Here is a 19,401-nt window from a genome sequence, read left to right as displayed (position 1 = left end):
TCCTCAGCTCGCTGATAAGTGACCCACTCTGCCCAACGGGGCAGCTCTGTCTCAACACCGTTTTTGTAGACCGGACTAAGATAACGTCCAGGGCTGCAATTCTGAGAGACGAAAACGGTGTGAAATGCTCTCAGTCTACAGCGCAAAAGGGCCGGTGAACAAAAGTTCACCAGCCCTAGCCTGATTTGCGTCAGGCTAACCTACATAAATGCAGATTACTTGATCTCAACCGCGGCACCGGCAGCTTCCAGCTCTTTCTTCAGAGCTTCAGCTTCGTCCTTGGAGATGCCTTCCTTCAGGTTAGCCGGAGCGGATTCTACCAGATCCTTGGCTTCCTTCAGGCCCAGACCGGTGGCAGCGCGGACAGCCTTGATTACAGCTACCTTGTTGGCACCAGCGTTGGTCAGAACTACGTCGAACTCGGTCTTCTCTTCTACAGCTTCAGCAGCAGCAGCCGGGCCAGCCATTACAGCAGCAGCGGCAGAAACACCGAACTTCTCTTCCATAGCGGAGATCAGCTCAACTACGTCCATTACGGACATGGAAGCAACGGCTTCGATGATTTGGTCTTTAGTGATAGACATGACAAAAATTCCTGATGTTGAAATAACTTAAACTGCCTATAGAGGCGAGAATCAAGCAGCTTCTTTCTGATCGCGGATAGCAGCGATAGTACGAACCAGTTTGCCAGCGGCGGCTTCCTTCATGGTAGCCATCAGCTTTGCAAGAGCTTCTTCGTAAGTCGGCAGCGTAGCCAGACGATCAATTTGTGCAGCGGCGATAAACTCACCGTTAAAAGCGCCGGCCTTGATCTCGAACTTTTGGTTCGCTTTGGCAAACTCTTTGAACAGACGAGCAGCAGCGCCCGGGTGTTCGTTGGAGAATGCGATCAGGGTCGGACCGCTGAATGCGTCGTTCAGGCACGCGAATTCGGTACCTTCAACAGCGCGACGCAGCAGGGTGTTACGCACAACGCGCATATACACACCAGCTTCACGAGCGCTCTTACGCAGGGCGGTCATCTTGTCTACAGTAACGCCGCGAGAATCGGCAACTACTGCGGACAGAGCGCCTTTGGCAGCTTCGGCGACTTCAGCAACGATCTGCTTCTTGTCTTCGAGTCCCAATGCCATTGGCTTAACTCCTGGATATAACCTGGGCCACCGTGACCCAGAGAATGAATACCCCTTGCGGGGACGATATCGGTGGCAGGATTCCAGAAGAGAAATAATTCTCTCTCGCTGGGTTTCCGGCACCGTCTACGCAGGAAAATTAAGGCTTTTCAACCACCTGCGGTCTTGGACGGAGGTCGAAGCCCCCAACCAAATTCAAGGCGCAAAATTATAGGTCAAATTTTGCGCCTTGTAAAATCAATTAGGCTTGAGCGTCCAGGGAACCCTGGTCAACTGCAACACCTGCACCCATAGTGGTGGAGATGCTTACCTTCTTGATGAACTGACCCTTGGCAGATGCCGGCTTGGCCTTTTTCAGGGCAACCAGCAGAGCTTCGAGGTTTTCCTTCAGTTGAGCTTCGTTGAAGGATACCTTGCCCAGGGTGGTGTGGATGATACCGTTCTTGTCGTTACGATAACGAACCTGACCGGCCTTGGCGTTCTTGACCGCTTCGGCAACGTTCGGAGTTACAGTACCAACCTTCGGGTTCGGCATCAGACCACGCGGGCCCAGGATTTGACCCAGTTGACCTACAACGCGCATGGCATCCGGAGAGGCGATGACGACGTCGAAGTTCATTTCACCCTTCTTGACCATGTCGGCCAGGTCATCCATGCCCACCAGGTCAGCACCGGCAGCCTTGGCGGCTTCGGCGTTGGCACCTTGGGTGAACACAGCAACGCGAACGTCACGACCGGTGCCGTGCGGCAGCACAGTGGCGCCACGGACGTTTTGGTCAGACTTACGAGCGTCGATGCCGAGGTTGACAGCAACGTCAACACTCTCAACGAACTTGGCGGTAGCCAGCTCTTTCAGCAGAGCAATGGCTTCGTTGATGCCGTACTCTTTGGTACCGTCAACTTTTTCGCGAATAACGCGCATGCGCTTGGACAGTTTGGCCATCGTCTTATTCCTCCACTACCAGGCCCATGGAACGGGCGGAACCGGCGATGCAACGAACCTTGGCAGCCAGATCGGCACCAGTCATGTCCGGCTCTTTGGTCTTGGCGATCTCTTCCAGCTGGGCAATGGTCACTTTACCAACCTTGTCCTTGTGCGGCTTGGAAGAACCAGACGTGATACCAGCAGCCTTCTTCAGCAGGAAGGAAGCGGGCGGAGTCTTGGTTTCGAAGGTGAAGGAACGGTCGCTGTAAACGGTGATAACGACCGGAGTCGGAGCACCCTTTTCCAGCTTTTCTGTACGGGCGTTAAACGCCTTACAGAATTCCATGATGTTCACACCGTGTTGACCCAGAGCAGGACCTACGGGAGGGCTCGGGTTAGCACTACCAGCCTTAACTTGCAGCTTGATATAAGCTGTGACTTTCTTAGCCATTACAAAATTACCTCAAAAATGGGTTCTAGCGCCTCGGAGACTTGCTCCTGATAACGGCTCCCCAACTAAAAAGGGGCAGCGAATTATAGTGAGATTCACCACCCCTGACAACCTGAACGTGCAGGATTTAATCAGCCTTTCTCGACCTGGCTGAAGTCCAGTTCTACCGGAGTAGAACGACCGAAGATCAGAACCGACACCTTCAGGCGGCTCTTTTCGTAGTCGACTTCTTCTACCACGCCGTTGAAATCGGCAAACGGACCATCGGCCACACGCACCATTTCGCCCGGTTCGAAGAGGGTCTTCGGCTTCGGCTTGTCGTGCGCATCTTGCAGACGGTTCAGAATGGCATCGGCTTCCTTGTCGGAAATCGGTGCTGGGCGATCGGAGGTACCGCCGATAAAGCCCATGACACGTGGCACGTTACGTACCAAGTGCCAGCTGGTTTCGTCCATGACCATTTGGACCAGGACATAACCCGGGAAAAACTTGCGCTCACTCTTGCGCTTCTGGCCAGCACGCATCTCGACCACTTCTTCGGTCGGGACCAGCACTTCGCCAAACTTGTCTTCCATGCCGTGCATCTTGATATGCTCGCGCAGGGATTTGGCAACCCGGCCTTCATAGCCAGAGAATGCCTGCACGACATACCATCTCATACGTTGTTCACGTTGCTCAGTCATGGTTTTTCCTTACACACCGGTAATGATATTGACCAACCAGACCAGGGCGCCATCCAGTACAAACAGCAGCAGACCCATAACGGCAGTCACCGCCAGCACAATCAGGGTTGTCTGAATGGCTTCCTGACGGGTCGGCCATACGACCTTGCGCACTTCAAGGCGGGATTCACGGGCAAATGCCAGTGTGGCCTTACCCTTGGTGGTTTGCAGCGCCAGCGCACCGGCAACCGCGATCACAACGACCACACCCACAGCGCGGACGATGACTGACACTCCGCCACTCAGCAGGTAGTTACCCACCACTGCGGCTGCCAGGATGATGAAAACCAGGCCCCAAAGCAGGGTATCCTTGCTTCCGCCTTGGCTCTCAGTATTCACACTCATACAACCTACCTGTATCTGACGTTATCAAAGACACAAAAGCCCCGCACATGGCGAGGTATTTGGCAGGGGCGGAGGGATTCGAACCCCCAACCATCGGTTTTGGAGACCGCTGTTCTACCAATTCGAACTACGCCCCTGCATAAGAAAGCCCCTAGTATAGGGGCTTTCATCAACCATTGTAAGCCTGGATTACTCGATAACCTTGGCTACAACGCCGGCGCCAACGGTACGGCCGCCTTCACGGATTGCGAAGCGCAGACCTTCGTCCATCGCGATCGGGCAGATCAGGGTAACAACCATCTTGATGTTGTCGCCCGGCATCACCATCTCTACGCCTTCCGGCAGCTCGATGGTTCCGGTCACGTCGGTAGTACGGAAGTAGAACTGCGGACGGTAGCCCTTGAAGAACGGGGTGTGACGACCACCTTCTTCCTTGGACAGAACGTACACTTCAGATTCGAACTTGGTGTGCGGGGTGATGGTACCCGGCTTGGCCAGTACTTGACCACGCTCTACGTCTTCACGCTTCACGCCACGCAGCAGTGCGCCGATGTTCTCGCCTGCACGACCTTCGTCCAGCAGCTTACGGAACATTTCAACACCGGTACAAGTGGTATTCGAGGTATCCTTGATACCTACGATTTCCACTTCTTCACCTACCTTCACGATACCGCGCTCTACACGACCGGTTACTACAGTACCACGGCCTGCGATAGAGAATACGTCTTCGATCGGCATCAGGAACGGCATGTCGATTGCGCGCTCCGGCTCCGGAATGTAGGTATCCAGGTGGGTGGCCAGTTCCAGGATCTTCTCTTCCCAAGCGGCGTCGCCTTCCAGGGCCTTCAGAGCAGAACCACGAACAACCGGCAGGTCATCACCCGGGAAGTCGTACTCGGACAGCAGTTCACGAACTTCCATCTCAACCAGTTCGAGCAGCTCTTCGTCATCAACCATGTCGCACTTGTTCATGAACACGATGATGTACGGAACGCCTACCTGGCGACCCAGCAGGATGTGCTCACGGGTTTGCGGCATCGGGCCGTCAGTGGCAGCTACTACCAGGATTGCGCCGTCCATCTGGGCAGCACCGGTGATCATGTTCTTAACGTAGTCGGCGTGACCCGGGCAATCTACGTGGGCGTAGTGACGGGTAGCAGTGTCGTATTCTACGTGGGAGGTGTTGATGGTGATACCACGCTCACGCTCTTCCGGTGCCTTGTCGATTTGGTCGAAGGCGAAAGCCTTACCACCGAAGTGCTTGGCCAGCACGTTGGTGATAGCGGCGGTCAGGGTGGTCTTACCGTGGTCAACGTGGCCGATGGTACCCACGTTAACGTGCGGTTTATTACGCTCAAATTTCTCTTTAGACATGATCGTCCCTCTAAACTAACGCTGAGTACGCGGTGGCAAGCTAACCACAGAACAGTTTATTACATGCGGATGGATTACGCTGGGGCAGGCAAGACGTGGTGCTGATAGGCAGAATCGAACTGCCGACCTCATCCTTACCAAGGATGCGCTCTACCGACTGAGCTATATCAGCATCTTGGAGCGGGCAGCGGGAATCGAACCCGCATCATCAGCTTGGAAGGCTGAGGTAATAGCCATTATACGATGCCCGCATTTCTCTAACCCAGATAACTCATACCGCAGAGAAATGGTGGAGGGAGAAGGATTCGAACCTTCGAAGGCAGAGCCGTCAGATTTACAGTCTGATCCCTTTGGCCGCTCGGGAACCCCTCCGTTCACCCCAGTGTCGCAACGGAATAATGCTTGCACCCGTTGTGATGGCTGTGATTACGTACAAAAGACACAGCCGACACTAAAGCGTCGCGCATTTTATTGTAAGCGCAGGGGTGATGCAACAGATCGAAAGCGCAAAAGCCGCGTCAGATCGGCAAAAGTATCACCTTTTCCCCTCTTCCGGCCCCCTATCCTGCTTTTTCTTGTGGCTCCCCCCCCCATGGTGTATGGTCGCCGTGCCCGGTCAACGAACGATAACACCATGACAAGAGAGCATAATCCCTACCTGCAATTTACCCGTGAGCAATGGGCAACACTGCGTGATTCGGTCCCGCTCACCCTTACCGAACAGGACTTACAAACCCTGCGCGGCATCAATGAACGGGTATCGTTGAGTGAGGTAGAGGCTATCTATCTGCCACTGTCGCGTCTCATCAATCTCTATGTCCGGGCCAAGCAACGTCGCAGCCGCGTGCTGGAACAGTTTCTTGGGCAAGCTCGTAGCAATACGCCCTATATCATCAGCATCGCTGGCAGTGTAGCCGGCGGCAAAAGCACCACCGCGCGTATTTTGCAGGCGCTGCTCGAGCGCTGGGCCGATCACCCCAAGGTCGAACTGATCACCACTGACGGTTTCCTCTACCCCAATGATGAGCTGGAAAAGCGCGGACTGATGCGCCGCAAGGGCTTCCCCGAGTCTTACGATATTCGTCATCTGGTGGAATTTGTCGCCAATGTCCGCGCCGGGCACGAGCAGGTTGAAGCTCCGGTCTATTCGCACTTGGTGTACGACATCATTCCTGATGAGAAGAAGGTGGTGGAGCAGCCGGATATTCTGATTCTGGAAGGACTCAACGTACTGCAAAGCGGCATGGACTATCCAGAGCAGCCTCACCGGGTGTTTGTCTCCGACTTCGTCGACTTCTCCATCTATGTCGATGCCGATGATGACTTGCTGCGCAGCTGGTACATCGATCGCTTCCTGAAATTTCGCAGCGGCGCGTTTTCAGACCCCAACTCCTACTTCCACCACTATGCCCAGTTGTCGGAAGCGGAGGCCACCGGGATTGCCAACAACATCTGGGAAGAGATCAACTACCGCAATCTGGTGGAAAACATCCTGCCCACCCGCGAGCGGGCCAATCTGATCCTGACCAAGGGACCACAGCATGCGGTCGAACAGGTCAAGCTTCGCAAATAAGCGATTCAGAGAATGAAAAAAGGTGGCATATGCCACCTTTTTTCATTTCAAGTCAACACATTACAGCACCATGGCCGCAATCCAGCCAAACACCAGCAACGGGATGTTGTAGTGGATAAAGGTCGGCACCACGCTGTCCCAGATATGGTCATGCTGACCATCGGCATTGAGGCCCGATGTCGGCCCCAGCGTGGAGTCCGAGGCAGGCGAGCCAGCATCACCCAGCGCACCGGCCGCACCGACCAGCGCGATGGTCGCCAGCGGCGAGAAGCCGAGTTGCACGCACAGCGGCACATAGATGGTGGCGATGATCGGGACGGTCGAGAAGGACGAGCCGATCCCCATGGTGATCAGCAAGCCGACAAACAGCATCAAGAACGCCGCCATTCCCTTGTGACCGGCCATCATGCCGGAGACCGACTGCACCAGCGTGTCCACCCCGTGGGTCGCCTTCATCACCGCAGCAAAGCCAGCGGCCGAGATCATGATAAAGCCGATCAGCGACATCATACGCACGCCTTGAGTAAAGGCGTCCTGGCTCTGCCGAAACGGAATCACCCCGCCCAGCGTAAAGATGATAAAGCCGGCCAAGGCTCCCAGCACAATGCTGTCGGTGGTCAATTGCAAGCCAAGTGCCACGGCAATCGCCAGCAGCGCGACCCAGATGTGGTTGAGATTGAGATCCACGGTTTCCGGCTCGGCAGCCAGAATCTTGTCCAGATCGTATTGGCGTGGTTTGCGATAAGAGAAGAACACCGCCACCAGCAGCCCGAGGAACATACCGGCAACCGGAATGGCCATGGCCAGCGTCAGTTGCCCCGGCGCGACCGGCACCCCGTTGTCAATCAGGTTCTTGGCGAGGATGGTGTTGAGAAAAATCCCGCCAAAGCCGACCGGCAGCAGCATATAGGTAGCGGTCAGGCCAAAGGTGATGATGCAGGCCACCTGACGGCGGTCGATCTGCATCTGCGCCATCACATGCAGCAGCGGCGGGATCAGGATCGGAATAAAGGCAATATGCACCGGGATCAGGTTTTGCGACGAGATAGAGACCAGCAGGATAGCCACCAGCAGCAGGCTCTTGACCCACAGTATTTGGCCCGGCGAGGCCTCTTTGCCCAGCTGGCTGATCACCTTGTTGGCCAGCAAGTCGGTGATACCGGAGCGGGAGATTGCCACCGCAAAGGCGCCCAACATGGCGTAGGAGAGCGCAATCTCGGCGCCGCCACCCAAACCACCGGTGAAGGTTGACAGGGTATCAGAGAGCGAGAGACCGCCCACCAGACCGCCGACAATGGCACCGATACTCAGTGACACGACGACATTGATGCGCAACAGACTGAGCACCAGCATCAGACTGACCGCGACGACAACAGGGTTCATTGCATTTCCTTTATTTTTGCAGGTCGCAAGTTGCAGAAAAGGGCGCCTAAATTGGCCAACTTCGGCAGGAATGTCTAGAAAAATCTGGCTGGTTCAGTTCCAGCCAGACAAACTACTGGCTGCGCCGGCTCATTGCGGACGCAGCGACACCTCACCACCCACAAACAGCGCCATGCCCTGCTCGGTTTCGAGTCGCAGGGCGCCACGATCATCGATGCCGCGAGCGATACCAAATACTTCCCGCTCGCCCATCAGTAACTTGACCGGCCGGCCACTGAAACTGTCGAGCTGATTCCAGCGCTCCACAAACGGCGCCAGTCCGTCACGTTCAAAGCGCAGCATGGTCTCTTGCAGGCTGCGACCAACACTGACGGCAAGCTGGTTGCGATCCACCGGATCACGGCTCAGTTCTCGTAGTTCGACCCAGGCTTGATCGATCTTCTCGGCTTCGCGATCAGGCATCGCCAGATTGATGCCGACCCCGACGACCAGGTGACAGAGGCTGCCGGCACTACCGCTCATCTCAACCAGAATGCCGGCCAATTTGCGCCCTTCGTAATAAATGTCGTTGGGCCACTTGAGCTGAACACCGTGATAACCGAGCGATTCCAGTGCGTCGACCACCGCCACCCCCACCGCGAGGCTCAGCCCCATAACGGCCGCCATGCCCTGCTCCAGCCGCCAATAGAGGCTGATAATCAGCTGGCAACCAAAGGGGGAGACCCAAGGCTTACCACGGCGACCACGCCCCGCAGTCTGACATTCGGCCAGACAGAGTGAACCGGATTGCAGCTGCCCCACCCGCTCCAGCAGAAACTGGTTGGTTGAATCGATGACCGGGAAAACGTGCACCGGCGCCATCGGCAAGGCACTTTGCAGCAGCGCTTGATCATAGAGCGCCAGCGGCAAGGCCAATCGATGGCCACGACCGGTCAGGCTGTAAACATCCAGTCCCAGTGCCTTGAGTGCAGCCACATGTTTACTGACCGCCGCCCGACTGATTCCCAGTTGCTCACCCAGTTGCTCGCCGGAGTGAAACTCGCCATCGGCCAGAATCGCCAGCAACGCCTGGCGGATCGGGGTCAGACTCATGCCATCACCTCATGCAGAAACACTTCACCCTGCGCGCCCATAAAGCGCACTTCATGCTCCAGTGTCACCCCAAAACGGGCTGCCACGGTATCGCGGACATGCGCCGCCAGGGCCAGCAGGTCGGCGGCGCGCGCTCCACCCCGGTTGACCAGCACCAGCGCTTGCTCTTGATGCACGGCGGCCTGACCAATGGCGTATCCCTTGAGACCACACTGATCAATAAGCCAACCCGCCGCCAACTTGGCCTGCCCCTCACCCGCCGGGTAGAGCGGCATGGACGGGTAATCCGCCTTGAGCCGGTCGGCCAGTGCCTTCGCCACCACCGGATTTTTGAAAAAGCTGCCGGCATTACCAAGCACTGCCGGATCAGGCAGCTTGGCCTTGCGGGTGTCGCAGACGATATCAAATACCGCCTGCGGCGTGGCCCGATCGCCAAGCGCCGCCAGCGGGCCGTAAGAGAGCACCGGTTGCCACTGTTTGGGCAATCGCAGACCGACGGCCACAATCAGGTGTGACTCCTGATATTCATGCTTGAAAATGCTGTCGCGATACCCAAAACGGCAATCGTCAGCACTGATACGCTCGGCAGCGCCATCCCCCCAACGCAGGGTATCGACATAGGCACAGAAACGCGCCAGCTCAACGCCGTAGGCACCGATATTCTGCACCGGCGCTGCCCCAACACAGCCCGGGATCAGCGCCAGATTTTCCAGCCCCGGCATCCCCTGCTGCAGGCAGTAACAGACCAACTCGTGCCAGTTCTCACCCGCTGCCGCATGCAGCAACCAGTGGTCGCCCTCATCCTCAACCCGAATGCCCTTGAGGCGATTGACCAGCACCAAGCCGGCAAAATCACAGGTAAACAACACATTGCTGCCGCCACCGAGCACCAGACGCGGCAGCGTGTTCCAGCGCGGATCGCTGCGCACGGCGGCAAATTCTGTCAGAGATTCGAGCGTGACCAACCACTGTGCGGCGGCTGGCAGAGAGAAGGTGTTGTAGTCGAGCAATTCGGCGTGAGGCAGCGGTGTCATCTGCAAATATCCAGTGCGAAAGAGGCGTCAGTCTACCTCAAATGATTGGTCGCGGAAAAATTGCGTCCACTTTTCCTGTATCCTTACCTGGATTAAAGTAATCGTTTCCAATTCAGCGGGAATCCCTATGAACAGCCAATTTGCCGTGATCGGGCTGGGTCTTTTTGGCAGTGCCTTGTGTGAAGAGCTGGAGCATCAGGATGCTCAGGTACTGGCCATCGATATCGACGAGACCAAGACCCGTCAGGTGGCCACCTTCTGCAGCCACACTATTGTGGCCGACGCCACTGACGAAGCCACGGTCGCGGAACTGGGTCTGGCCGACTACGACATCGTCTTTGTGGCGATCGGTGACAGCCTCGAAACCAGCATTCTGACGACGCTGGTTCTCAAGGAGGCGGGCGTGAAGAAGGTGTGGGTCAAGGCTCGGGACAAGTTCCACGCCAAAATCCTGCAGAAAGTGGGGGCCGACAAGGTCATCAACCCCGAGTGGGACATGGGACGCCGGGTGGCCCAGAGCATGCTCGACAACCGCCTGTTTGACTATCTCGAATTGGGCCACGACATGGTGCTGACCGAATTCGTGATCGGTCTGCAGCAAAATGGCCGCACCTTGGGCGATCTGCATCTGCTGCAACAGAGCCAGTTCCAACTGCTGGCACTCAAGCGCGGTGAGGTGCTGCACAACGTACTGACCGGCAAGATGGACCTGCAACTGGGTGACATCCTGATCCTGGCCGGCAACAAGCACGCCATCGACCACTGGCTTTCCACCCTATGACCGGTCGCTGGCGCAGCAGCTTCGCCTTCCGTCTGCAGCAGGATGAGTCCCGCTGGAGTGAAGCCAAGCTCATCCTCAACAGTTTCCTGATTATCCTGCTGGTCGGGACCGTGTTGCTGGTGCAACCCTCCAGCCACAACGGTCAGGTCACGGTGATCGACGCCCTGTTTACCGCCACCTCGGCCATCAGCGTGACCGGTCTTGGCGTGGTAGACACCGGCACCGTCTTTACCCTGCAGGGACAGATATTTCTGATCCTGCTGATGGAGATTGGCGGTCTCGGTCAGATGACCATGACGGTGCTGCTACTGGCCCTGCTGAGCAAGCGGGTCAGCCTGCGCCAGCAGGTGTTGGCCAAAGAGGCGCTCGGTCAGGAGGGCTCCATCAACATAGTCCGGCTGGTCAAGCGGATCATTCTGTTCGCCTTTATCGCCCAACTGATCGGCACCGCCCTGATGGCGATCCGCTGGGTACCGGAGATGGGCTGGGAGCATGGCGTCTATGTCAGCTTCTTCCATGCCGCGTCGGCCTTTAACAACGCCGGGTTCTCGCTGTTTGCCAACAACTTGATGGACTATCGCGATGACTCACTGATCAGCCTGACCATTTGCGCCCTGCTGATCCTCGGTGGTATCGGTTTTAGCGTCATCATGGATGTAGTGCGTCAACGGCGCTGGCGCCGGCTCAAGTTGCACAGCAAGTTGATGCTGACCGGCACCCCGTTGCTGCTGCTGATCGGGACGCTGGTGTTTTGGGCCCTCGAGCACAACAACCACGGGACGTTGGCCGGTGCCAGCTTCGGCCACCAGATGCTGGCGGCGTTCTTCCACTCGGCCAGCGCCCGCACCGCCGGTTTCAATACGGTGGATATCGGTCATTTCACGGCGCCGGCACTGCTGTTCATGATGGCGCTGATGTTTATCGGTGCCGGAACCTCCTCCACCGGTGGTGGTATCAAGGTGACCACCTTCGCCGTGGTGATTCTGGCAACCCGCGCCTTTCTGACCAAACAGCCGCACACCTCGGCCTTTGGCCGAACGATCTCGGCGCAGGCGGTAACCCGTTCGCTGGCCATCATCATCGTCAGTGCCATGGTGCTGTTTGTCGCCATGTTCCTGCTGATGATCACCGAGAAACTGCCGTTCGATAAGATCATGTTCGAGGTGGTGTCAGCGTTCGCCACTGTGGGGCTCTCCACCGGGATCACCTCCTCGTTGACGCCAATTGGCAAGGTCATTCTGGTGCTGGTGATGATCTGCGGCCGTCTTGGTCCCTTAACGCTGGCCTTTATGCTGGCGCGTCCGACCGAGAGCCGAATTCGCTACCCGGAAGAGAACGTTTACACCGGTTAAAGCAACGAGGGCCCCACGGGCCCTCGCTACTTTCAGGCGGCTTTCGCCGGTCGTTTGCTGCCACTGCTCTTGCGCCGGGTAAAACGGCGCTTGGGAGCCTCACTCTTGGGCAGAGCGCGAAACCCACCGCCATCGCTGGTGCGGGCATCCTCGATCAGCTGGCGCAACTGCTGCTCCAGCGGCCCCATAAAGTGCTGATAACTCTCCTGACGCTCACCGATCCGCCCGAGTGACTGCTCCCACAACGCCGTCATATCCGGGCGACTGGCGCTTTGCGGCAGCGCGGTGATCAGCGCCTGCCCGGTCGGCGTCGCCTTGATGCTCTTGCCCTGGCGGGTCAGGAAGCGACGCTTGAACAGCAGCTCGATAATCCCGGCGCGCGTGGCTTCGGTGCCCAGCCCATCGGTCTCGCGCAGGATTTTGCGGATCTCCGGGTCCTGCACATAACGTCCAATCCCGGTCATGGCTGCCAGCAAGGTCGCATCGGTAAAAGGTTTGGGCGGCTGGGTCACTTTTTCCAGCAACTCGCCACGTTCACACTGCACGATGTCGCCCTGCTTGAGGGCAGGCAGCGTGCCGGCTTGCTCCTCGTCGTCATCCTCTTCGACACCCAGCAGACTCTTCCAGCCTGCTTTAAGAATACGGCGCGCTTTCGCCTCAAACAGGCCACCCTGAATGCGCACCAGCACCTTGCTGTCGTTGTACTCAAACGGTGGATAAAACTGCATCAGATACTGACGGGCCACCAGCGCGTACACCTTGGCCTCATCAGCTGACAGGCTGGCCGGATTACCGCTTTTCTCGGTCGGGATGATGGCGTGATGCGCCTCCACCTTGCCGTCATTCCATGCCTTGCTGCGCAGCCGCCCATCGGCTTTCTCCACTGCGCTGGCCAGGGCCGGCGCGGTCACGGCAATCGCCTGGCGTACCTGTCCGGCACGGCCAAAGTGCTCAGCCGGCAGATGGCGGCTGTCAGAACGTGGATAGGTAATCAACTTGTGCCGCTCATAAAGCGCCTGACAGATATCGAGCACCCGCTTGGCATCCATGCCAAACCGCTTGGCGGCATCGATCTGCAAGCTGGAGAGGTTGTAAGGAAGGGGCGCAGCCTGCTTCTTGGCCTTCTCGTCAACCGATTCCACCGTTCCGCTCTGGCCCTGAATACGGTTGACCACATTCTCGGCCAGCTTGCGATTGAGCACTCGCCCCTCTTCGTCCTGCCACGGCAGGCAGGCCTCTGACGGCAGCCATTTAGCACTAAACGGCTCGCCAGCGGCGCTGCGCAAATGGGCCAGCACTTCATAGAAGGGCTTGGGCACAAAGGCCGCAATCTCCTGATCCCGCCGCACCACCAGCCCCAGCAGCGGAGTCTGCACCCGGCCGACCGACAGCAGCTGATCGCAGCCGGCTTTGCGGCCCACCAGGGTGTAGGCGCGGGTCATGTTGATGCCATACAGCCAGTCGGCGCGGGTGCGCGCCAATGCCGAGACCGCCAACGGCACGAACTCGTGGTTATCACGCAGCTGCTCCACGGCCCGGCGCACGGCGGGCGGATTCATGTCGCTAATCAGACAACGGCGTACCGGCTTGCTTTTTGGGTAACCGAGGTAGTCGATCACCTCATCCACCAGCAGTTGCCCTTCCCGGTCAGGGTCTCCGGCGTGTACCACTTCATCGGCCTGCTTGATCAGCTTGCGCAGCACCGCCAGCTGCCCCTTGGTTTTGGCCTTGGGGTTGAGCTGCCAGCGTTCGGGGACGATCGGCAGATGCTCCATCCGCCACTGCTTGAAAGACGCATCGTAGGCATCCGGCTCGGCTTGCTCCAGCAGATGGCCGATACACCAGCTGACAATGTCACCTTGCCCGGTCTCGATAAAACCATCCCCTTTCTTGTGCGGCTTGGGCAGCACATCGGCAATGGCGCGCCCGAGACTGGGCTTCTCGGCAATGAAGAGTCGCATGACGGGTTACTCGCATACTGTATATGCAAACAGTATATTAACCCTGCGGCCGGATACCAAGTCAGATCGGCTGATCGTGCACAGCGCGAAAGACCTTTTCGCTATCGAGCAGGGCGGCATAACCGAGCGCCACCTCAACCCCCTGACTCAGCACAAAACCGGTCAGTTGCTCACGCACCACCCGGCGCAGCTCCTCTGGCTGCCACGGCTTGGCCAGGTAGTAATCGAGCCCGCCCTGATTGATCGCCGAGATCGTCGCCTCCAGCCCGGCTTGACCGGTCAGCAGCAACTTGCGGCTGGCCTTGGTCAAACTGCGGCGGTTCAGTTGGATCAGAAAATCGACCCCCTGCATGCCGGGCATCATATGGTCACAGAGGATCAGGGCCAGTTGGCCGCCCTCCTCTTCCCACTCTTCAATCACGGCGATCCCCTCTTCAGCACTCTCGGCGCCCTCCAGCTCAAAACGGCTGCGCAGTGGCGCCAAGTCGTGCATGACGGCATCCAGCACTTCGCGTTCATCATCTACGCACAGGATCAGATAGGGTTTATTCATGCCTTGTCCTCTTCACTGTCGTCTGGTCCACCCAGGGGCAGCCACACCTGCATGCAGGTTCCCTGGCCCGGAGTCGAGTTCACCTCGATTCTCCCTCTGTGTTGCTGCACCACCTGCTGGCAGACGCTCAGGCCGATGCCCAGCCCGAAGTGCCCTTCCCGTTTGGTGGTGTGGTTCAGCTCGAAAATATGCGGCAGCCGCTCGGCTTCAATGCCGCAGCCAGAATCCTCAATCTCAACCGTGACCCAGCCGGGCTCCGGCTGCGCGGTGCGCACGCTGAGTGTTCCGGGTTCGGTCATGGCGTCGAGCGCATTGGCCAGCAGGTTGGTCCACACCTGTTGCAGCGAACCCGGGTAACAACGTAGGTGCGGCAGATCCTGATACTCGCGCACCACCTCATGCTGCTTGAGCCGGTTTTCAAAGATCATCAGGGTATCTTCCAGCCCCTCATGCAGATCGCTGAATACTGGGGCCCGGCTATCTTCGCGCACATACTGTTTCAGGCTGCGCACCAGGTCGCCGATACGGCGGGCACACACTTCGATATTGCGCAGGAACATGCCGGCCTCGTGGAACTGCTCCAGCTGCGACAACAAAGCGTCGCGCTCGGGGCCGCTGAGCAGAGAGAACCAGCCGCGCCAGCTCACCTCATCATCCAGCCGCATCTTCACCGCCAACCGGGCCTGCTGCCGGTCGCCAAAACGCCCTTCTGCCTGCCGTGCCCGCTCGCGCTGGACACTGGTCGATAGCGCCTGAACCTGCATCGCCCGGCACAAAGTAAGATTACCAAGCGTCTTGTGCTCAGGCTGCAGATCAAGATTGACCAGATCCGGGATCAACTCGCTTAACGTCGCGCTCCCCCGAATAATGGCAGACACCGGGTTGTTCAGCTCGTGGGCCACCCCAGCCACCAGCTGGCCCAGCATCACCATCTTTTCGTTCTCCACCAACTGACGATAGGCTTCATTCAGTGAGTGCAGGGTACGCTGCAGCTCCATCTTGGTGTTGATACTGTTTTGCAGACGACGGTTAAAGTGACGCAGCAGCAGGTTGGTAAACGCCGGCAGCAGATCGCTCTGGCTACCCATCACCTCGGCAAACAGGCGCTTGTCGAGTTTAATGACATCGGTGTGCGCCAGCGTGATGCCGGTGGTGAACGCCGGTTCACCGGTCACAAACGACATACCACCCACCAGCGCCCCGCCCTGATAGCGCACCACCTCTTGCTCCACCCCGCTCTCGTCGCGCTTGCGTAGCACCACTTCGCCGCTGGCAATCAGCCAGAGAAAATCGTTGCGCTCCCCCTCGCGGGTCAGCACATGGCCCGGGCTATAGCGCCGACAGGCATGCCCCTCGTCACGCTCGGCAAAAAAGCGCAGCAATCCGTCGAGCACCTGCTGTGACACCGCTTCGTCACTGTCATGGGTGTAATCCATGAAACCTTCGCGGTACTCGGCCAATTTGCGATCGACATGAGCCTCCACCAGCGAACGCTGATCCAGCACCTGCACATAGTCGAGCAGGTCAGCCTGCGGATGCGCCATGACAAACTGGCTGGCCAGCCCGGTGACGGTGCGGTGCAACTCATCGGCCTGCAATCGGTGTTCGGGCAGCGCAAGCAGACGGCATGGCGCGTGAGAGCGGGCCAAAAGGGCTACCTCTTGTGGCCAGTGCCCGTCGTGAATCAATACGGCAGGAGCCTGCCCCTGACTTTGCAGGGCTGCCAGTTGCCGATCCGCATCTGCCGGTGTCGCGGCTGCCAGCAGCAGAAAGTGGGATCGCAAGCATGACAGGTCGATCAACAACTGTTCACGCAGCTGCGGATCGGGGCTGAGACAGAGCAGGGCAAAGGTTGGCATGGTCAGACTCCGGCATGAATCTGACCCAAATATATCAATAAAGAGGTAGTTATTTTGCGAACTGGTTAACAGCGTGAGGCAGCTGCAGATCGATCCACACTAACCGATGATCCGATGAGACCCGCTTCCCCTCCTCACCATCGGCGTTCTCACACAGATAACGCAGGGGATCTCCCGGCGCTGGCCAAAACACGCCACTATCCAGCCAGCGGCATTCGCGCGAGGGAAGCACATAGTCGAGCCGCAGAGGACGAAGCTGGGTCCAGTAGGCCGGCTCACCACGGCTTGGCGGTCGCCCTGCCGCAAATGCCAGTCCTCCGCCAGAGCGGGGAACTCGTGCCCCTTCCAGCGTGCCACCCTGCACTCTCGGATGAGTCAGTAGACGCCGAATCATGCTGCGCTCTCCGTCCCCATCACAGGGGTCAGCATTGAAATCCCCCAGCAGGACAAACGGTTCGCCCGGTGCTAATCCACCCACCTGGCCAGCATCATCCACCAGATAGTCGGCCCCATCGAGATAGTCATAAAACAGCCGTACTTCGTCATGATTACGGGCGCGATTAATGGGGTTGAACACCGGCGGGGTCGGGTGCATGGCCAGCAGATGCAACACCTGACTGCCGACGAGTAACGGCAGGTCGAGGTGGTTTTTTGATGAGAGCCGCATCAGCTCGCGCAATGGGGGTGACCAGCGCCGTGGCAGACGGGCACCAGGCATGCGCGCCCAGGGGAAGTGGCGAAAGCTGCGAACCCGCGCGTCATCGAGTGGAAAGCGCGAGAGCAGCGCCATCCCATATTGACCGTGAAAATCGCCAAAACCGAAGCAATCTCGCGGGGCACGAATCACCCCGTCACCGTCGAGATCGCACGGCAATAACTCGCCGGTATTGGTCGCCAGCAGGCGGCGTACCGGATAATGAATGGGGGTGCTGCCATGCCAGCTCTGCGCCAGATAGCGGTCACAGAAGGCATGCAGTCCGCGCTCATCACGCCCCTCACCATCGTGGTCAAACTCGCACAATAGCAGGATATCAGGGCGCACCCGCTGGATGATCTCGGCGAGGTTCTCCAGTTGGGCCGAGCCACCCTGCAGCAACTCACGGGTGAGATCACCCGCCGCCGGTCGATCCAGCGCAACGTTAAAGGTGGCGACGCGCACGCTGTCGCGGTCATGCCCAAGTTCCGTCATTGTGTCGAGCCATCCCCTTCGTGGACGATCTGGTTACGCCCTTGCCGCTTGGCGGCATAGACTAGCGCATCCACCCGTTGCAGGCACTCCAGACCGCCGCCCTGCACCCGCACCAGCCCACCGCTGAGCGTCACCCGCAGGCCACCTTCACGCCAATGCAGCAGCGCAACTTCTTGGCGCAGATCTTCCATCATGGCCAGTGCCAGCTGCTCGTTGTCCACCAGCAGCATCACCACCAGCTCTTCTCCGCCATAACGGCAGAACCAACCGTGCTGACTGAACAGGGCCATGCCGGTAGTGGCCACGCGCCGCAGTACGGTATCCCCGGTTTGATGGCCATAGGTATCGTTGATGAGCTTGAAGTGATCGAGATCGATCATGCCCAAGTAGAAGGGATGCCGGCTCTCGAGCAGCGCTTGCAACTGCTCGTCAAAAAAGTGCCGATTATACAGGCCGGTCAATCGATCCAGATTGGCCTGCTGACGCGCCAACTCATAACCCTGACCCACTGCATCGAGCTCGGCATAGACATGGCTCAGCTCGCGCATGGCGGTGCGTGGCGGCGCTTCTTTATCGCCACTGGCCGAGCGGATTACGCCACTTAGCTCCGCCAGCATGCGCCGAAAATAGCTCGACCAGATCAGCGCCATCAACAGATAGAGCAGCGATGAGAGCGCCACCATGTAGAACACATTGAGCAGCGCGGTGTGCTTGATACTATCCAACTCGGCGGTAGGCAACACGCTGATCAATATCCAGTCCTGCAGGGGCAGCGTCAGATAGGAGACATAGTACTGCGCCTGCTGGTCCACAAACTGTCCCTCCTGGCCCAGCAGCCGAGGCAACCAGTTGGGATACTCCATGATTTTGAGCAGACGGGCGTCATCGGGGTGAGCCACCAGCTGTCCGTTACGGTTCACTATCATCTGCATGCTGCGCATGTGGGTGCCGGGCACTTCCATCACCCGGGAGAGACGGTTGAGCGCAAAGTCGATAGCAAACACACCGCGCACCCTTTTGTGTTCATCGAGCAGTGCCCGCGACATGCCCATCACCAGATCGTGATTAAGGTAGTCATAGTAGGGCGGGACCCAGACGGTCTGGTCAGGATGCGCTTGAGCCAGCCGGTACCAGGGGCGATAGCGGGGATCAAACTGCTCATCCGGGACCCAGGCCGGCGTGATAAACATTCGCCGCTGCTCGGTGCCGACATAGATATATTTAAGGTCGCTACGCAGTGAGAAGAAGAATTGCCAGTCCACCTGATAGCGCTGGATTATCTGCGGATCGGCCGCCAGAAAATCCCGGTAATCGAGACGCTCATAGAGCAGATTGAACTGCCGTTGCAGGTTGTCCAGATAGGGCGTGACATAGACAGTGCGAATGCGACGGTTCTGATCCATCAAATCTTGTTTAAGCTCTTTTTCCAGTTCAGAGCTCAAATGCAGGTAATAGATAGACCCCAGTAGCAGCACCGGCACAAACAACAGCAACAGGGCCAGCCGCATCCGTCTTGCCAGGGACCAGGCGCTCTCTTGTCGACTCATGGCAACCCGCACATCTCCCGTATACTCCCCCGACTGGGCGTGTGTGAAGCATAACAGGCTCTTTCAAAGCCTGTCCAAAACCGGCCGGATCGGGGCATAATGGATCTTTTGACACACTGGGCAAGCA

18 protein-coding genes and 4 tRNA genes are annotated in these 19,401 nt (G+C 58.1%); 3 read left to right on the top strand and 19 right to left on the bottom strand.

The window, feature by feature from the left end; translation table 11 throughout:
- Window positions 1-215: 215 nt before the first annotated feature.
- The 11 genes from rplL to BW958_RS19340 all read right to left on the bottom strand — a co-directional run bounded on the left by rplL (window position 216) and on the right by BW958_RS19340 (window position 5,322).
- Window positions 216-584 carry a 50S ribosomal protein L7/L12 gene (rplL, locus tag BW958_RS19390; protein ID WP_076577554.1) on the bottom strand — a complete coding sequence of 123 codons (369 nt, stop codon included), beginning with the start codon at window positions 582-584 and terminating at the stop codon, window positions 216-218.
- Between the two features lie 51 nt (window positions 585-635).
- Window positions 636-1,133: a 50S ribosomal protein L10 gene (gene rplJ / locus BW958_RS19385; RefSeq protein WP_076577553.1), complete on the bottom strand. Its 498-nt coding sequence runs from the start codon at window positions 1,131-1,133 to the stop codon at window positions 636-638.
- Window positions 1,134-1,374: 241 nt separating this feature from the next.
- Entirely contained in the window at window positions 1,375-2,076 is a 702-nt protein-coding gene (rplA, locus tag BW958_RS19380) for a 50S ribosomal protein L1 (RefSeq protein ID WP_076577552.1), read from the bottom strand.
- Window positions 2,077-2,080: 4 nt separating this feature from the next.
- Window positions 2,081-2,509 (bottom strand): 50S ribosomal protein L11, encoded by a 429-nt coding sequence (rplK, locus tag BW958_RS19375; RefSeq protein WP_076577551.1) that lies wholly within the window; start codon window positions 2,507-2,509, stop codon window positions 2,081-2,083.
- A 131-nt stretch (window positions 2,510-2,640) separates the two neighbouring features.
- Window positions 2,641-3,192 (bottom strand): transcription termination/antitermination protein NusG, encoded by a 552-nt coding sequence (gene nusG / locus BW958_RS19370; RefSeq protein ID WP_076577550.1) that lies wholly within the window; start codon window positions 3,190-3,192, stop codon window positions 2,641-2,643.
- Window positions 3,193-3,201: 9 nt separating this feature from the next.
- Window positions 3,202-3,576 carry a preprotein translocase subunit SecE gene (gene secE / locus BW958_RS19365; protein ID WP_076577549.1) on the bottom strand — a complete coding sequence of 125 codons (375 nt, stop codon included), beginning with the start codon at window positions 3,574-3,576 and terminating at the stop codon, window positions 3,202-3,204.
- A gap of 60 nt (window positions 3,577-3,636) precedes the next feature.
- Window positions 3,637-3,713: transfer RNA gene (locus tag BW958_RS19360), tRNA-Trp, on the bottom strand.
- 52 nt (window positions 3,714-3,765) lie between these two features.
- Window positions 3,766-4,950, bottom strand: coding sequence for an elongation factor Tu (gene tuf / locus BW958_RS19355; protein ID WP_076577548.1), 1,185 nt, complete (start codon window positions 4,948-4,950; stop codon window positions 3,766-3,768).
- 96 nt (window positions 4,951-5,046) lie between these two features.
- Window positions 5,047-5,122: transfer RNA gene (locus BW958_RS19350), tRNA-Thr, on the bottom strand.
- 4 nt (window positions 5,123-5,126) lie between these two features.
- Window positions 5,127-5,201, bottom strand: a tRNA-Gly gene (locus BW958_RS19345).
- A gap of 36 nt (window positions 5,202-5,237) precedes the next feature.
- Window positions 5,238-5,322 (bottom strand) — tRNA-Tyr (locus BW958_RS19340).
- A gap of 262 nt (window positions 5,323-5,584) precedes the next feature.
- Here BW958_RS19340 and coaA point away from each other — a divergent pair.
- On the top strand, window positions 5,585-6,523 hold the full coding sequence (gene coaA / locus BW958_RS19335) for a type I pantothenate kinase (protein ID WP_179078885.1): 939 nt from the start codon (window positions 5,585-5,587) through the stop codon (window positions 6,521-6,523).
- 60 nt (window positions 6,524-6,583) lie between these two features.
- On the opposite strand, the gene BW958_RS19330 is transcribed toward coaA, so the two are convergent.
- From BW958_RS19330 to murB, 3 genes are all read right to left on the bottom strand, one after another.
- Window positions 6,584-7,906: a Na+/H+ antiporter family protein gene (locus BW958_RS19330; RefSeq protein WP_076577546.1), complete on the bottom strand. Its 1,323-nt coding sequence runs from the start codon at window positions 7,904-7,906 to the stop codon at window positions 6,584-6,586.
- Window positions 7,907-8,035: 129 nt separating this feature from the next.
- The gene (gene birA / locus BW958_RS19325) at window positions 8,036-8,998 is read right to left on the bottom strand and encodes a bifunctional biotin--[acetyl-CoA-carboxylase] ligase/biotin operon repressor BirA (protein WP_076577545.1); all 963 of its coding nucleotides are present in this window, start codon (window positions 8,996-8,998) and stop codon (window positions 8,036-8,038) included.
- Window positions 8,995-10,032 carry a UDP-N-acetylmuramate dehydrogenase gene (gene murB / locus BW958_RS19320; RefSeq protein WP_076577544.1) on the bottom strand — a complete coding sequence of 346 codons (1,038 nt, stop codon included), beginning with the start codon at window positions 10,030-10,032 and terminating at the stop codon, window positions 8,995-8,997. The genes birA and murB overlap by 4 nt, the downstream gene beginning before the upstream one ends.
- 127 nt (window positions 10,033-10,159) lie before the next feature.
- On the opposite strand from murB, the gene BW958_RS19315 reads away from it, so the two are divergent.
- Both BW958_RS19315 and BW958_RS19310 read left to right on the top strand, forming a co-directional pair.
- Window positions 10,160-10,813 carry a potassium channel family protein gene (locus BW958_RS19315; RefSeq protein WP_076577543.1) on the top strand — a complete coding sequence of 218 codons (654 nt, stop codon included), beginning with the start codon at window positions 10,160-10,162 and terminating at the stop codon, window positions 10,811-10,813.
- Window positions 10,810-12,165, top strand: coding sequence for a TrkH family potassium uptake protein (locus BW958_RS19310; protein ID WP_076577542.1), 1,356 nt, complete (start codon window positions 10,810-10,812; stop codon window positions 12,163-12,165). Before BW958_RS19315 ends, BW958_RS19310 begins: the two co-directional genes overlap by 4 nt.
- Before the next feature lie 32 nt (window positions 12,166-12,197).
- Here BW958_RS19310 and BW958_RS19305 read toward each other — a convergent pair whose 3' ends face one another.
- The 5 genes from BW958_RS19305 to BW958_RS19285 form a co-directional block, all read right to left on the bottom strand.
- A complete protein-coding gene (locus BW958_RS19305; RefSeq protein ID WP_076577541.1) occupies window positions 12,198-14,126 on the bottom strand; it encodes a DNA topoisomerase III in 1,929 nt (642 codons plus the stop codon).
- 61 nt (window positions 14,127-14,187) lie between these two features.
- Window positions 14,188-14,679 (bottom strand): response regulator, encoded by a 492-nt coding sequence (locus tag BW958_RS19300; RefSeq protein ID WP_076577540.1) that lies wholly within the window; start codon window positions 14,677-14,679, stop codon window positions 14,188-14,190.
- Entirely contained in the window at window positions 14,676-16,538 is a 1,863-nt protein-coding gene (locus BW958_RS19295; protein ID WP_076577539.1) for an ATP-binding protein, read from the bottom strand. Before BW958_RS19295 ends, BW958_RS19300 begins: the two co-directional genes overlap by 4 nt.
- Before the next feature lie 49 nt (window positions 16,539-16,587).
- On the bottom strand, window positions 16,588-17,727 hold the full coding sequence (locus tag BW958_RS19290) for an endonuclease/exonuclease/phosphatase family protein (RefSeq protein WP_076577538.1): 1,140 nt from the start codon (window positions 17,725-17,727) through the stop codon (window positions 16,588-16,590).
- Window positions 17,724-19,274: a sensor domain-containing diguanylate cyclase gene (locus BW958_RS19285; protein WP_076577537.1), complete on the bottom strand. Its 1,551-nt coding sequence runs from the start codon at window positions 19,272-19,274 to the stop codon at window positions 17,724-17,726. Before BW958_RS19285 ends, BW958_RS19290 begins: the two co-directional genes overlap by 4 nt.
- Window positions 19,275-19,401: the final 127 nt, after the last annotated feature.

It is taken from the genome of Aeromonas sp. RU39B, assembly GCF_900156095.1.
Classification (GTDB): domain Bacteria; phylum Pseudomonadota; class Gammaproteobacteria; order Enterobacterales; family Aeromonadaceae; genus Aeromonas.
Note: the sequence above shows the minus strand (reverse complement) of the source record. Positions and strands in the feature narration are given on the sequence as shown.

Bases quoted from the DNA above. Each gene is read 5' to 3' on its own strand.
- rplL (WP_076577554.1), bottom strand. From the start codon at position 584: ATGTCTATCACTAAAGACCAAATCATCGAAGCCGTTGCTTCCATGTCC.
- rplJ (WP_076577553.1), bottom strand. From the start codon at position 1,133: ATGGCATTGGGACTCGAAGACAAGAAGCAGATCGTTGCTGAAGTCGCC.
- rplA (WP_076577552.1), bottom strand. From the start codon at position 2,076: ATGGCCAAACTGTCCAAGCGCATGCGCGTTATTCGCGAAAAAGTTGAC.
- rplK (WP_076577551.1), bottom strand. From the start codon at position 2,509: ATGGCTAAGAAAGTCACAGCTTATATCAAGCTGCAAGTTAAGGCTGGT.
- nusG (WP_076577550.1), bottom strand. From the start codon at position 3,192: ATGACTGAGCAACGTGAACAACGTATGAGATGGTATGTCGTGCAGGCA.
- secE (WP_076577549.1), bottom strand. From the start codon at position 3,576: ATGAGTGTGAATACTGAGAGCCAAGGCGGAAGCAAGGATACCCTGCTT.
- tuf (WP_076577548.1), bottom strand. From the start codon at position 4,950: ATGTCTAAAGAGAAATTTGAGCGTAATAAACCGCACGTTAACGTGGGT.
- coaA (WP_179078885.1), top strand. From the start codon at position 5,585: ATGACAAGAGAGCATAATCCCTACCTGCAATTTACCCGTGAGCAATGG.
- BW958_RS19330 (WP_076577546.1), bottom strand. From the start codon at position 7,906: ATGAACCCTGTTGTCGTCGCGGTCAGTCTGATGCTGGTGCTCAGTCTG.
- birA (WP_076577545.1), bottom strand. From the start codon at position 8,998: ATGAGTCTGACCCCGATCCGCCAGGCGTTGCTGGCGATTCTGGCCGAT.
- murB (WP_076577544.1), bottom strand. From the start codon at position 10,032: ATGACACCGCTGCCTCACGCCGAATTGCTCGACTACAACACCTTCTCT.
- BW958_RS19315 (WP_076577543.1), top strand. From the start codon at position 10,160: ATGAACAGCCAATTTGCCGTGATCGGGCTGGGTCTTTTTGGCAGTGCC.
- BW958_RS19310 (WP_076577542.1), top strand. From the start codon at position 10,810: ATGACCGGTCGCTGGCGCAGCAGCTTCGCCTTCCGTCTGCAGCAGGAT.
- BW958_RS19305 (WP_076577541.1), bottom strand. From the start codon at position 14,126: ATGCGACTCTTCATTGCCGAGAAGCCCAGTCTCGGGCGCGCCATTGCC.
- BW958_RS19300 (WP_076577540.1), bottom strand. From the start codon at position 14,679: ATGAATAAACCCTATCTGATCCTGTGCGTAGATGATGAACGCGAAGTG.
- BW958_RS19295 (WP_076577539.1), bottom strand. From the start codon at position 16,538: ATGCCAACCTTTGCCCTGCTCTGTCTCAGCCCCGATCCGCAGCTGCGT.
- BW958_RS19290 (WP_076577538.1), bottom strand. From the start codon at position 17,727: ATGACGGAACTTGGGCATGACCGCGACAGCGTGCGCGTCGCCACCTTT.
- BW958_RS19285 (WP_076577537.1), bottom strand. From the start codon at position 19,274: ATGAGTCGACAAGAGAGCGCCTGGTCCCTGGCAAGACGGATGCGGCTG.